The sequence below is a fragment of the Pseudomonas syringae pv. coryli str. NCPPB 4273 genome, assembly GCF_000972175.1.
Classification (GTDB): Bacteria; Pseudomonadota; Gammaproteobacteria; order Pseudomonadales; family Pseudomonadaceae; genus Aquipseudomonas; species Aquipseudomonas syringae.
Map to the genome: position 1 here is coordinate 1 of NZ_AWQP01000053.1, position 13,155 is coordinate 13,155.

Here is a 13,155-nt window from a genome sequence, read left to right on the forward strand (position 1 = left end):
TCTTTTTTTTTTTAATGATCCGGCGACCACCGAGATCTACACTCTTTCCCTACACGACGCTCTTCCGATCTGAATTCGGGCCGGAAACGGAGCCAGGGGCTTTGGTCACTTTGGCCCCATCAAAGTGACTCGCCGAGGGGCGAAAAGGTGACCTGAGCCGAACCTCAATCCACCTGACATCGCAGAACCCCCGTGTGACGCGGAGCGTCACGAACTGCATTCCCACGCGGAGCATGGGAACGAGAGTCAACCGCCCAACTTTTTGGGGTCAGGTCACCAGCGTGGGAACGCCGTTCTGAATGCTCTGCGTCCGCAATAGTCGGCTGTTCAAGTAACTCCCCGATAATAATTACAAAAAGAGGTGCCCCAGATGGCCGCCAACATAGAAGAAAGCCGCTCCGCCCGATTTGCCTTGCGCTGTGCTGCGTGGGCTGAACGCTGGTTTCCCGATTCATGGGTATTTGCCGCACTGGCAGTGGTCATCGTCACGCTGGCGACACTGGCGATCGGCGCACGCCCTGCCGAGGCTGCCAAGGCGTTCGGTGACGGGTTCTGGAGCCTGATTCCGTTCACCATGCAGATGGCCTTCGTGGTCATCGGCGGTTACGTGGTCGCCAGTTCACCGCCTGCGGTGCGCCTGATCGACCGCCTGGCAAGGGTGCCGCGCAACGGCCGTTCGGCGGTGGCCTGGGTGGCGCTGATTTCCATGCTCGCCTCGCTGCTCAACTGGGGCCTGTCGCTGGTGTTCGGCGGCCTGTTGGTGCGTGCCCTCGCCCGCCGCACTGACCTGCGCATGGATTACCGCGCAGCCGGCGCCGCCGCCTATCTGGGCCTGGGTGCAGTCTGGGCGCTGGGGCTGTCGTCTTCGGCCGCGCAATTGCAGGCCAACCCGGCCAGTCTGCCGCCGTCGATCCTGGCGATCACAGGCGTGATCCCGTTCACCGAAACCATCTTTCTCTGGCAATCCGGGGTCATGCTCGCCGCGCTGGTGGTCATCTCACTGATCGTTGCCTACGCCACCGCGCCAGGCCCGAACAGCGCCCGCGACGCCAAGGCCTGCGGTGTCGACCCGGCCTTCAACCTGCCGCCACTGCCGCCCCGCACACGGCCCGGGGAATGGCTGGAATACAGCCCGCTGCTGATCATCCTCATGGTGCTGCTGGGGGTTGGCTGGCTGTTCAACGAGTTTTCGAGCAAACCGGCGATCACGGCGATTTCCGGGCTCAACACCTACAACTTCCTGTTCATCATGCTCGGTGCCCTGCTGCACTGGCGGCCGCGCAGTTTTCTCGACGCCGTCGCGCGGGCGGTGCCCACCACCACTGGCGTGCTGATTCAATTCCCTCTGTACGGTTCGATCGCCGCGCTACTGACCACGGTCAAGGGCGGCGATGCGCAAACCCTGGCGCATTACATCTCGACGTTCTTCACCAGCATTGCCTCCCACGACACTTACGCGATTCTGATGGGGGTCTATTCGGCCATATTGGGCTTTTTCATTCCGTCAGGCGGCGGCAAGTGGATCATCGAAGCACCCTACGTGATGCAAGTTGCCAACGATCTGCAGTATCACCTCGGCTGGGCAGTACAGATCTACAACGCAGCCGAAGCCCTGCCCAACCTGATAAACCCGTTCTACATGCTGCCGCTGCTGGGTGTACTGGGCCTGAAGGCGCGTGACCTGATCGGCTTCTCGTTCGTGCAGCTGCTGGTGCACACGCCGCTGGTGCTGTTTCTGCTCTGGGCACTGGGCACCACGCTGGCCTATGTGCCGCCGGTAATGCCCTGAATGCTTACGCGTCGAACGCGTAGTCACGCTCGACCCGGCAGATTCGCGTGGTAAACGCCTGATACCAGTGCGCACGTCCCTGCTCGCGGACCTGGGCATGATCGGCCTGCTGCTTCCAGGCCAGAATCGCGGCTTCATCGCTCCAGTAGGACACGGTGATGCCCAGGCCGTCGTCACCGCGCGCCGACTCCACGCCCAGAAAACCTGGCTGTTGTCGGGCCAGGCTCACCATGCGCTGCGCCGCCTCGGCGTACGCCTGATCATCGTCAGGCGTACGCAACGAGGTGAACACCACGGCAAAGTAAGGCGTGGCAAACCGCGCGGCCATCACGATAAGTTGCTCAGGCAGGCGCGGACGAACGCGGCCACCACAGGAGGCGTCTGGCCCTGCAACGCAGCGCGCTCGGGCTGGAACAGTGTGGCGACGTAGAACGGGTGCCCCTGCAATTCCATACAGCGCACTTCGCCCTCGGGACCGCGCCCACTGACCTTCAGATGCTCGCCGAACAGCGCCGACTCCAGCTCGCGGCGCAGGCCGTAGCGGCAGTGATAGCGCTCGTCGATGTCGAGCCGGCCATAGGCGTGGGCAATCAGCGTGTCGGGTTGCAACTGAATCGCTGCCACCGATTCAACCAGCGAGCAACTGAGTGGCTCGATAATCACGTTTGCCGCGTCCGGCGCCGTTTCGCCATGCTCGGCGTCTGCCCAGCCCAGCTGGTTGCGGGCGTACTCGACCAACGCGTGCTGAAAGCCGCCGCACGTCCCCAGAAACGGCACCCGATGCTCGCGAGCGAAACGAATGGCCGTCAACGCGCCCTGCATGTCCCGATACGGGCTGGCCGGAACGCACCACAGGCCGTCGAATTCGGCGAGTTGCGCACCGCTGCCAATCAGCGGCGTCGGCAACCATTCGAAACCGACCGGCACCTGCACGACCTCCGCGGCTCTCTGCAAGGCCAATGGAATGGCCTGATGCGCAGGGACATCCGCACTGAAGTCCCCTACCAGACCGATCCGTATCCCGTTGCGCGTGTTATCTGCTTTGCCCATGCCCTGCTCCCTGTTTGATGTCGTACAGCCCGGGCGGACTATAAACAGGCAGCAAAACCAGCAGAATGGGCGTTACAGCAATGCCTCGCGTGCAAGCGTGCACGGTTGCTCATTCAGTCACAGGCGTCAGCACCGGCTGCCCGGCGAAAAACGCCAGCAGGTTATCGTTGACCATTTGCACACTGTCTCTCGAAGCCTCGGGGGACAGGCCTGCCACGTGCGGTGTCAGCACCACATTGTCCAGCGTCTTGAGCACATCCGGCACAGTCGGTTCATCGTCGAACACGTCCAGCGCGGCCCCGGCAATCTGCTCATGCTGCAGTGCACTGACCAACGCCTGGGTATCCACCACGCTGGCGCGGGCAATGTTGACCAAAAACCCGTCAGGGCCCAGCGCCTCAAGCACCCGAGTGTCGATCAGATGCTGCGTGCCGCTGCCACCGGGCGTGGCGATGACCAGAAAATCCGATGCGGCCGCCAGCGCCTGCGCTGTCGCATGCCAGGTGTAATCGCAGTCGCTACGCGGCTTGCGGTTGTGGTAACCGATGGCAATATCGAAGGCGGCTGCACGCTTGGCAATCGCCAGCCCTACCGCCCCCAGCCCGACGATCCCCAGACGCTTGCCGGCCAGCGACGGGCGCACCACCTTGCGCCATTCACTGCGTCGCACCGAGGCATCGGCCTGTGGAATGTCGCGTACCAAAGACAGCAGCAACGCCAGCGTATGATCGGCCACCGTGGCGGCGTTGACGCCTGCACCATTGGTCACGACGATGCCCCGTGCCTGCGCGGCAGGCAGATCGACCTTCTCGTAGCCGGCGCCGCTTACGCAAATGATGCGCAGCTGCGGCAGTGCATCCATTTCCTCGGCGAAAAATCCCAGCGGCCCGCGTGTCACCACTGCGCTGATGCTCGGCCCGTGCGTGGCAATCGCCTCGGCGCGCAGTTCGGCCGTCGGGGCGCGAATCAACTGATAACCGCTGCTTTCAAGAATCGGCAAATACGTGTCCAGGTTTTCCACCAGCACCAATACCGTTGTCATGCGCGCTCCCGTTCGATCAGCAAAACGCTGACCTTAACGCGACTCGACGCGCTTGTGCAGCGTCGCTGGCGCCGGAACTGAAAAAAGCCTTCCCGAATACGCCGGGCGTTCATAAAGTGGACGCATTTGCCGGACAGACTAATGCGCAAGCTGACCCGGCAATCACCCTGGTGCGCTATCGTTGCGTGCAGTGACGCGCCCAGCGCCGCTATGATCTGGCGCGCAGGCTGCTCATAAAAACAGGCTTTCTCAAAAAACAAGGAAACACCCGCCCATGCAAGGACTTCCCACCACCCTGTTGAAAAAGACCCTATTGGCTGCGGCTGTCATGTCGGGCCTGATGCTGTCGTCAGGCATGGCAGCGGCGGCGGACGCCCCAGGCAAGGTGCTGAGCGAGAAATACGGCCTGCCCTGGCCGGCCGTGATCGCCCATCGCGGTGCTTCGTTCGATGCGCCGGAAGAAACCATCCCGGCCTACACCCTGGCGCGGGACTTGGGCGCGGACTACCTGGAAATGGACATCCAGCGAACCAAGGACAACGTGCTGATAGCGCTGCACGATGACGTGCTGGAACGCACTACCAACATTGCTCAAGTGTTCCCGACACGGGTGAAAGACCCGGTCAGCACCTTCACTCTGGCGGAGCTCAAGCAACTGGACGCCGGTTCGTGGTTCAACAAGGCTTACCCGGACAGGGCCCGCGACAGTTACAACGGGCTGCAGATCCTGACGCTGGATGAGGTCATCGACATCGCCGAGGGCGGCGCCAACAAGCCGGGGCTGTACATCGAGACCAAGGTGCCGAACAAGTTTCCCGGCGTCGAAGCCGACCTGAAAAAACTGCTGGCCAAACGCGGCTGGCTCGAACAGCGCCCTGCGGCAGCGCCCGGCCATGTCAACGTCGCGCACATGCCAGGACGCGTGGTCCTGCAGACGTTCGAGAAGCAAAGCCTGGAACTGTTGCAGAAAGAAATGCCGAAAGTGCCCAAGGTCATGCTGCTGTGGATTGGCGAAGGCTCGATAGAGCCCAAATCCAGCGTCGCGTTCAAGGACTCGGGGGCCAAGGACAAGGCCAGCTATTACGCGACCCAGGAAGTCAAATCAGCGCAAGAGTTCCAGCAGTGGATTAACTGGGCCAAGGCCCACGGCGCCATCGGCACCGGCCCTTCGTCGCAACTGGCCAAGGGTGGCGACCAGAGCTACATGGACCTGGTCAAACCCTGGATGAACAACCTGACCCACGAGAAAGGCATGGTGATCCACCCGTACACGGTGGACGACGCAGAGGACTTCAAGCGGATCAGCCATGATGGCGCGGACGGCTTCTTCACCAACCGCACCGCCGAACTGTTGAAGTTCTACGGGCGGCCGGCAAAAGAAAGCATTGAAACGATTCTGAAGCGTAACGGCTACTGATCCAGCGGCTGGCCGCATCCTGCGATGCGGCCAGTCAATCAGAAATCGATAGTGCCCGACAGCTTGAGGGTACGTGGCTCGCCCTGAGTCAGGTAACCGCCATTGGCTGATGCCCAATAATCCTTGTTCATCAGGTTCTCGACGTTGGCACGCAGGGTCACGTCCTTCTGCGCAACGTTGAAGGTGTAGCGTGCGCCCAGGTCGAAGCGGTTCCAGGTCGGGATGCTCAGGTTGTTGGCAGCATCGACATATTGCCCGCCGGTGCGCAGCATGCGCGCATTGATGGCCGCGCCTTCGATCCCCGGAATATCCCAATCGGCACCCGCGTTGAACTGGAAGGTCGGCACACCCACGGCGCGATTGCCGTCGTTGCTGCCGCCGGACGTACCGCTCACCTCGGTGTCCATCAGGGTCAGACCGGCCAGCAGACGCAAGCCGCTGACAGGCTGGCCAAAGACGTTCATCTCCACGCCGCGGTTACGCTGCTGACCGTCACGGACATAACGCGACCCGGTGCCTTCCAGAACCTGGTAACCGTCAGCCGGTTGCTCGATGCGATACACGCCCAGGCTCGCGCCGAACGTGCCCATGTCCAGCTTGACGCCCGCTTCCACCTGTTTCGAACGCGACGGCGCAAAAACTTCGCCAGGGTTGATGGTGACTGTATTTGGAGCCGTTGGACCTTGCGCGAGACCTTCGATGCGGTTGGCGTAGAACGACACATATTGCCAGGGCTTGAATACCACCCCGTAGACCGGCGTGGTGATCGCTTCGTCGTACAGCGCATTGCGCGGGCCGCTGCCGTATTCATACCCCTGAACACGCAGTTGCTGGCGGCGCAGGCCTGCGGTCAGCAACAGGCGATCATCGAAAAAGCCCAGCGTGTCGGAGAGCGCGACGCTGCGCATGCGGCTCTTGCCGACAATGCCGGGATCATTCAGATCGCCTGCGGTGAAACTGTCGAGTGCCGGGCGCTCTTGGGAGACGGGGTCGTAAAGGTTGTTGCTGGAGGTGCCGCCGAACAGATACGCACTGCGCTGTTCGGTCCAGATACCGGACAGCCCGAAGTTGACCTTGTGACTGACCGCGCCGGTCTGCAGCTTGCCATTGATGCCGGCCATGGCCGTCTTGTTATCTTCGTCATGCGGGATGAAAGATGGTGCGGCCGTGGTATTGCCTGCGGCGTCGTGGACGGTTGGCGAGCCATATACGCCGACCTCGCGGGTGTGCTTGGCGCCTACTGCGGCGTACAGCGTCCAGTCTTCGTTGAGGTCGTACTCGGCACGGCTCATGCCGAAAGTGTCTTCCGTTTCGGTCCAGGTCCAGTTCGGCGCGTAATTGGTATCCGAGTCCGGGGCATGCGGCACGCTGGTCAGGGCGCTGTCGACAAACACCGTGTTGCGGCTCTGGTTGATACGCTGCTTCTGGTAGGCGAAATCGCCGGACAGACGGAAGTTGTCACCTCGGTAATCAAGCCCCAGCGCGAACAGCTTGCTGCGATGCTCTTCGTCCTCGACGCCGGTCTCGCCTTCGCGCTGCGACAGGTTGAGACGCGCGCCGAAGCGATTGCCCTCGCCAAAGCGCTGCCCCAGGTCGAGATGCTCGCCGACCCGGCCGTCGCTGCTGATGTCGGTGGTGAAACGACGCGTCGGCGTATCCTGCGCGCGCTTGGGCTGCAGGTTCACGCCGCCGCCAATCCCGGAACCGGTCGGCGTCACACCGTTGATGAAGGCGTTGGGGCCCTTGAACACTTCAACGCGCTCCAGCGCATCGGTCGATATGATCTGGCGTGGCAGTACGCCGTAAAGGCCGTTGTAGGAAATATCGTCGGTGGTCAGCTTGAGGCCGCGAATGACGAAGATATGCGAAGCGTTGGCATAACCACTCGACTGACGCACCGATGCATCATTGAGCAATACGTCGCCGACGGTTTCGGCCTGCTGGTCCTCGATCAACTGTTCGGTGTAACTGCTCATGGTGAACGGCACGTCCATGATGTCGGCATTGCCCAGAACGCCCAGTTGCCCACCGCGCGCCACCTGCCCACCGGCATAAACCGGCGGTAGCGCGTGAGGGTCGGCCTTGTCGGCACTGATGTCGGTCTCGCCCAGCACCACAGGGCCGTCCTGCCGAGTGGCAGCCTCTGCAGCGGCCCAGGCCGGAGATCCAATGGAACAGCAAAACGCGAGCAACGTAAGGCGCATCGGGAACGATGGGGAGTTCATCAGTAGGTCCTGAAGACAAGTTGAACGAGATCGGAAGCAACCGTCCTGGACATCACCGATCGGGTGGATGCGAAAGGATATCAGATGTTACTGGTAATGCTTATCATTTGTTTACGTAGGAAAAATGACAATCGCGTAACTCCACGCGGTTCGTTTCCGTGCCCGGCGTGAAAATCAGCGCGCATGGCGGCCCGTGGCGTTCCGCAATGCTTTGAAACAGGTTGGCGACAGCCACAGGAGGGCCACTGTCGTGTAAGCTCACAGGCTATTGGTTTTCCCATCGAGAGGCCTATGCCGTCCACTTTCCGACGCTCGACCCTGGCAGCACTTCGTGGTTTTGCCTTGCAGAGCGATGCAATCTCCATTGTTCCTTCTGCCGCCGACTATCGACGCTGCCTGCTGGAAAAGATCGCTTCGGCCACCCGGCGCATCTATATCATTGCGCTGTACCTGCAACAGGATGAAGCCGGCCAGGAGATTCTCGACGCGCTGTACGCCGCCAAATCCGCGAGGCCGGAGCTGGATGTGGTGGTGCTGGTCGACTGGTTCCGCGCGCAACGCGGCCTGATCGGTGCCGGACGCCAGCCCGGCAACTCGACCTGGTATCAGGCGCAGAACCTCGAATACGATGAAGAAGTGCCAATCTACGGCGTGCCGGTGCAGACCCGCGAACTGTTCGGCGTGCTGCACCTCAAGGGCAGTGTGATCGACGACTGCGTGATCTACAGCGGCGCGAGCATCAACAACGTCTACCTGCACAAGCTCGACAAATACCGTCTGGACCGTTATCACCTGATCGAAAACGCGGCACTGGCCGACGCCTTTCAGAATCTGGTGCAGCGGGAAATACTCTCCTCGCCGGCCGTGCACCGCCTCGATCTGCAATCGCCGCCCAGCTCGCGCAGTTTACGCAGCGAGATCCGCGCGTTTCGTGGCGACCTGAAACGCGCTGCTTACGACACCTCGGCGGGCGAAAAGGAAAACGGCGAGATGCGCGTGATTCCGCTGCTCGGCGTCGGCCCGCGCAACAATCTCAACCGCGCCATCTGCGATCTGATCGCGTCGAGCAAGATCCAGCTGACCATCTGCACGCCGTATTTCAACCTGCCGGTGGCGGTCACTCGCGAGATCAATCGGGCCCTCAAGCGCGGCGTGCAGGTCGACATCATCATTGGCGACAAGACCGCCAACGACTTTTTCATCGATCCGGATGAGCCGTTCAAGGTGATCTCGGCCCTGCCCTATCTCTATGAAATCAGCCTGCGGCGCTTTGCCCACAAGCACCAGAAGGCAATCGCCCAGCACCGCCTCAATGTGCACCTGTGGAAACACGGCGATAACACCTTCCACCTCAAGGGCATCTGGGTCGACCAGCGCTATACCCTGCTAACCGGTAACAACCTGAACCCTCGCGCCTTCAACCTGGACCTGGAAAACGCCTTGCTGATCGACGATCCGAAGGGTCAGTGGAGCGCGCCACGGGAAGCGGAAATCGCGCATTTGATGCGCAACACGCAGCGCGTCAACCAGTATGACGAACTCGACACCCTAGCCAACTACCCCGAAGGCGTGCGCAAGTTTCTCAAGCGTGTCAGCCGCGTGCGGGTCGAGCGACTGCTGTACCGGATTCTCTAAGCTCCAGTGTGCAGCCGGCATGTCAGCTATTGCTTGGCGTGCCGGCCACGTATCCCCTTGCAAAACCCGGACAGTGGCCTTGCTTCAAGGCCGTTTCGCACCCAGTTGTTTCCACATCTTCTGCGTGATCTTGCGCCGGTTGCTGTAACCGGCCCACGGGTCGTCCTTGAGCCGCTTCAAGCGCTGCTCAAGGTTGGTGATGTCCCACTGTGCCGACGACTTCAGCCCCGCCAGCTCATCCAGCGCAATCGGCACCGAGACCGGCAACCCGGGCCGGGCGCGTACCGAATAGGCGGTCACCGTGCTGCCGCCGCGGCTGTTGCGCAGGTAATCGATGAAGATTTTTCCGACGCGGTTTTTCGGCCCCATGGTGGCGGTGAAGCGCTCCGGCAACTGACGACTGGCAAACTCGGCGATGGCCTTGGCGAACGCCTTCACGGTGTCCCAGTCTGCCTGCCGCGCCAGCGGCACGATGATGTGCATGCCCTTGCCCCCGCTGGTCTTGAGGAAAGCCTCCAGACCCAGCTCTTCCAGCACGGCGAGCACCATTTGCGTGGCCTCGATCATGCTGCGCCAGGGCAGTGCCGGATCGGGATCAAGGTCCAGCACGAAATGGTCCGGCGTTTCGATCCTGTCACGCGTCGCGCCCCAGGTATGCAGCTCGATGGCGCCCATTTGCGCAGCACCGACCAGCGCCTGCACCGAATCTATTTCCATCAGCGCGGCATGCCCGGGGTCCAGGGCACGGTCCAGTTGCCTGATGTGCGGGATCGCCAGATGCTCGGCATGCTTCTGGAAAAACTGCTCACCGTCGATGCCCTCCGGACAGCGCAGCAGTGCCACGGGACGCTTGTTCAGGTAGGGCAGAATCCAGTCGGCGATGGACTGGTAAAACTGTGCAAGTTCGATCTTGCTGGTGCCCGTCTTGCTGTCGATGACGCGGTCCGGATGACTGATGCCGGTGCCCGCCACATCAACTTTCCCCTGCGCGGCCTTTTTGCGCGCCTTGGGTACTGCCGTTGTGGTTGGGGTGTCGCTGGCCACGTTGGCAGGCTGTGCGTCTTCACGCACCACATCCTTGGCGGGCTTGTCGCTGCGCAGTCCGACAAAGGCGGCCTGGCGCACGATGCCTTCGCGGGTCCACTGGGCGAATTCGGCTTCGCAGACCAGTTGCGGTTCCACCCACTGCACGCCACGGGCCTGTGACGCGGAGAGCTTTTTGGCCAGCGGTGAATCCTTGCGCTGCAACTTCTTCAGCTGTTTATACAGTTGCTCAAGGGTCACTTCAGTGAACCCGGTGCCGACCCGCCCGGCGTAGACCAGCCCGTCCTCACCGGCATTGACCGCAAGCAACAGGGCACCGAACGCCGATCGACTGCCCTGCGGCGCCGTGTAGCCGACGACCACGAATTCCTGTCGCAAGCGGCATTTGAGCTTGATCCAGTCGGCATTGCGCTTGCTGACGTACGCACTGCCGGCACGCTTGCCGATCACCCCTTCCAGGCCCATTGCCGCAGCACTCGCGACAATGTCCTGATGGCCCGCCTGAAAGGCATCCGAATAACGCAACAAGCGGCTTTTTTGCGCGTCGAGAACGTGTTTCAAGGCGTCACGACGCTGCTCAAGCGGCACTTCGCGCAGGTCCTCCGCGCTCAAAAACGGCATGTCGAACAGGTAATACAGAATGTCCTTGCTGTTCCCCGCGTCAAAAGCATTCTGCAGGCCCTGGAAATCAGGCAGCCCCTGCTCATCGAGAACCACCACTTCGCCGTCGAACCAACTGTCGCGCAGCTTCATGCCCTTGAGCGCCTTGACCAGCTCCGGCAGCCGCTCGGTCCAGTCATGCCCGTTACGAGTGAACAGACGCACGTCATCGCCCTCAATGCGGGTCAGCATGCGGTAGCCGTCGAATTTGATTTCATACAGCCAGTCTCCGGCTGGCGGCGCCTCCACCAGCGTCGCCAGTTGCGGCGAAAGCGTGTCCGGGAAAGCCGCTTTCACTTTCCTGCGCGTCGGTTTTGCCGCTGGCGTCGGCGCTTTTGATTTTGATGTGGCGGCCTTGGCTTTTCCGTTTGCAGCACTGCCCGTGGACTTTTTCGGACTACTGCGCTCTTCGCCCACATGAGCACCACTGATCACGCTTTGCGGCTGCTCCTGGGTAATGTCGTATTCGGCAGCAGGTCGCGCGATGTCATCCTTTTCCTTGATCAGCAGCCACTGTTCCTTGCTGCCGCTGCCCTTGAGGCGGGTACGCACCAGTGCCCAGTCACCGCTGAGTTTCTCGCCGACCAGGGTGAACTTGAGCTTGCCCTCCTCGTAGGTCTTTTGCGGATCGCCGTGCGGCTGCCAGACACCGCGGTCCCAGACGATCACATCACCGCCACCGTACTGACCCTGCGGGATACTGCCCTCGAAGCCGGCGTAGTCCAGCGGATGGTCTTCGACATGCACTGCCAGACGCTTTTGCGTAGGGTCCAGGCTCGGGCCTTTGGGCACGGCCCAGCTCTTGAGCGTGCCATCCAGCTCCAGTCGAAAGTCGTAGTGCAGGTTACGTGCGTCATGCTTCTGGATCACGAAACCGAGCGCACCGGGCTGCGATTTGCCTTTGCCCTTGCGTTTGCTTTCCGCAGGCTCGGAGGTGATGGCGAAATTGCGCTTGCGGTTGTATTCACTGGCGGGCTTGGCCATCACCGGTCACTCCGTAGGGCTCAAGAGGCTTTGCTGGTTTTCTTGCGCGCGGCGGGCCGCTTGGGCCTGGGGCTGTCCTTGTCGGCCGGTTTTTCCTTCGCCGCAGGCTTGCTCGCCTTGCCTTTACTGGCACCGCCCTTGCCCGCCAGACTGCGCCGCAGCAGGTCGGTGAGGTCGATGACATCGGCACTCTTGCGCTCTTCATCGGCCGGATCGGTCTCGACATCCTCGATTTCGCCTTCGTCTGCCTTGGTCTTGACCAGGTGCATGATCTTGTCCTGAAAGGTGTCGCGATACAGCTCAGGCTGCCAGTCAGCGCTCATGTCCTTGACCAGGCGCTTGGCCATGTCACGTTCGCTCTTGTTCAACTTGGCGTCGGTCACCGCATCGCTCAGTTCCAGTGCATCCAGCTCACGCACGTCGGCAGGCCAGCGCAGGATCACCATCACCAGCGCCGATTCCAGTGGCATGACCGCTGCCAGGTGCTCGCGGGTATGCAGCACGACATTGGCCAGCGCGACCTTTTTGGTGTCGACCAGGGTTTCGCGCAACAACGCATAGACTTTCTCGCCGCGCTTGTCGGGGGTCAGGAAATAAGGCGTGTCGATGTTCTGCAAGGGGATCTGCTGGCTGTCGACGAAGGCGAATATGTCGATGGTCTGCGTCGATTTGGGGTGCGCAGAACGAATTTCCTCCTCGCTGAGCACCACGTAGCGATCCTTCTCGTACGCCACGCCCTTGACGATGTTTTCGCTGGTGACTTCCTTGCCGGTGACCTTGTTGATTCGCTTGTAGCCGACCGGGTCCATGCTGCGTTTGTCGAGCCAGTCGAAGTCGACACTGGTCGACGTTGTCGCAGAAACCAGCGCGACCGGTATATGCACCAGCCCGAAGCTGATTGCGCCCTTCCAGATTGCCCTTGCCATGGTCTGACTCCTGTTGGTCCTGGAAAGGTGACCGGACCGGTCGGAGAAAAGTTTCGGCAGCCTGACGAGCGCCGGGAAACCTGCCGCGCTGGAAACGTTTTTTAGCTCGACAGCAGACTTTCAGCGCGTCGGCGCTTAGCAGGCACTTTATTGATGGGGTCTCTGCCACCGTCAAAAGCCCTGTATTCAAAGGCTTGGCGCAGAGGTGTTCACAGGGTCGCGAGAGCTATATGCATTTAGAGTCTAAAAATATGGTTTAACGTTCTTTTGCGGAATAAAAAAGACGTTCTATAAATGGCCCCACCCCGAACGCTGTTGGTGAGGTGTCTGCCAACCGACAGCGGGTCCCGTCAGCTTTCACCCGGCTGATTACTTCCAAGGAT

At 61.3% G+C, this 13,155-nt stretch carries 9 protein-coding genes; 3 read left to right on the forward strand and 6 right to left on the reverse strand.

The window, feature by feature from the left end:
* Positions 1 to 370 precede the first annotated feature (370 nt).
* Positions 371 to 1,789 (forward strand): short-chain fatty acid transporter, encoded by a 1,419-nt coding sequence (locus tag P406_RS20210; RefSeq protein ID WP_003412089.1) that lies wholly within the window; start codon positions 371 to 373, stop codon positions 1,787 to 1,789.
* Between the two features lie 4 nt (positions 1,790 to 1,793).
* Here P406_RS20210 and P406_RS20215 read toward each other — a convergent pair whose 3' ends face one another.
* The 3 genes from P406_RS20215 to P406_RS20225 form a co-directional block, all read right to left on the reverse strand.
* On the reverse strand, positions 1,794 to 2,120 hold the full coding sequence (locus P406_RS20215) for an antibiotic biosynthesis monooxygenase family protein (RefSeq protein WP_003407631.1): 327 nt from the start codon (positions 2,118 to 2,120) through the stop codon (positions 1,794 to 1,796).
* A complete protein-coding gene (locus P406_RS20220) occupies positions 2,117 to 2,839 on the reverse strand; it encodes a CTP synthase C-terminal region-related (seleno)protein (protein WP_046237160.1) in 723 nt (240 codons plus the stop codon). The genes P406_RS20215 and P406_RS20220 overlap by 4 nt, the downstream gene beginning before the upstream one ends.
* A gap of 109 nt (positions 2,840 to 2,948) precedes the next feature.
* Positions 2,949 to 3,881: a 2-hydroxyacid dehydrogenase gene (locus P406_RS20225; RefSeq protein WP_046237161.1), complete on the reverse strand. Its 933-nt coding sequence runs from the start codon at positions 3,879 to 3,881 to the stop codon at positions 2,949 to 2,951.
* A 274-nt stretch (positions 3,882 to 4,155) separates the two neighbouring features.
* Between P406_RS20225 and P406_RS20230 the strand changes: the two genes are divergently transcribed.
* The gene (locus tag P406_RS20230; protein ID WP_046237162.1) at positions 4,156 to 5,298 is read left to right on the forward strand and encodes a glycerophosphodiester phosphodiesterase; all 1,143 of its coding nucleotides are present in this window, start codon (positions 4,156 to 4,158) and stop codon (positions 5,296 to 5,298) included.
* A 38-nt stretch (positions 5,299 to 5,336) separates the two neighbouring features.
* Here P406_RS20230 and P406_RS20235 read toward each other — a convergent pair whose 3' ends face one another.
* Complete coding sequence (locus P406_RS20235; RefSeq protein WP_046237163.1) at positions 5,337 to 7,523, reverse strand: TonB-dependent receptor; 2,187 nt, start codon at positions 7,521 to 7,523, stop codon at positions 5,337 to 5,339.
* A gap of 291 nt (positions 7,524 to 7,814) precedes the next feature.
* Here P406_RS20235 and pssA point away from each other — a divergent pair, with 291 nt between their 5' ends.
* Entirely contained in the window at positions 7,815 to 9,158 is a 1,344-nt protein-coding gene (gene pssA / locus P406_RS20240) for a CDP-diacylglycerol--serine O-phosphatidyltransferase (protein ID WP_046237164.1), read from the forward strand.
* 84 nt (positions 9,159 to 9,242) lie between these two features.
* On the opposite strand, the gene ligD is transcribed toward pssA, so the two are convergent.
* Positions 9,243 to 11,846, reverse strand: coding sequence for a DNA ligase D (ligD, locus tag P406_RS20245; RefSeq protein ID WP_046237165.1), 2,604 nt, complete (start codon positions 11,844 to 11,846; stop codon positions 9,243 to 9,245).
* 20 nt (positions 11,847 to 11,866) lie between these two features.
* Positions 11,867 to 12,772, reverse strand: a complete 906-nt coding sequence (ku, locus tag P406_RS20250) for a non-homologous end joining protein Ku (RefSeq protein ID WP_003412100.1) — start codon at positions 12,770 to 12,772, stop codon at positions 11,867 to 11,869.
* Positions 12,773 to 13,155 lie beyond the last annotated feature (383 nt).

What these genes read in the sequence shown, in the direction of transcription:
- P406_RS20230 (WP_046237162.1), top strand. Translation starts at nt 4,156, where the DNA reads ATGCAAGGACTTCCCACCACCCTGTTGAAAAAGACCCTATTGGCTGCG.
- P406_RS20235 (WP_046237163.1), bottom strand. Translation starts at nt 7,523, where the DNA reads ATGAACTCCCCATCGTTCCCGATGCGCCTTACGTTGCTCGCGTTTTGC.
- ligD (WP_046237165.1), bottom strand. Translation starts at nt 11,846, where the DNA reads ATGGCCAAGCCCGCCAGTGAATACAACCGCAAGCGCAATTTCGCCATC.
- pssA (WP_046237164.1), top strand. Translation starts at nt 7,815, where the DNA reads ATGCCGTCCACTTTCCGACGCTCGACCCTGGCAGCACTTCGTGGTTTT.
- P406_RS20225 (WP_046237161.1), bottom strand. Translation starts at nt 3,881, where the DNA reads ATGACAACGGTATTGGTGCTGGTGGAAAACCTGGACACGTATTTGCCG.
- P406_RS20210 (WP_003412089.1), top strand. Translation starts at nt 371, where the DNA reads ATGGCCGCCAACATAGAAGAAAGCCGCTCCGCCCGATTTGCCTTGCGC.
- P406_RS20220 (WP_046237160.1), bottom strand. Translation starts at nt 2,839, where the DNA reads ATGGGCAAAGCAGATAACACGCGCAACGGGATACGGATCGGTCTGGTA.
- ku (WP_003412100.1), bottom strand. Translation starts at nt 12,772, where the DNA reads ATGGCAAGGGCAATCTGGAAGGGCGCAATCAGCTTCGGGCTGGTGCAT.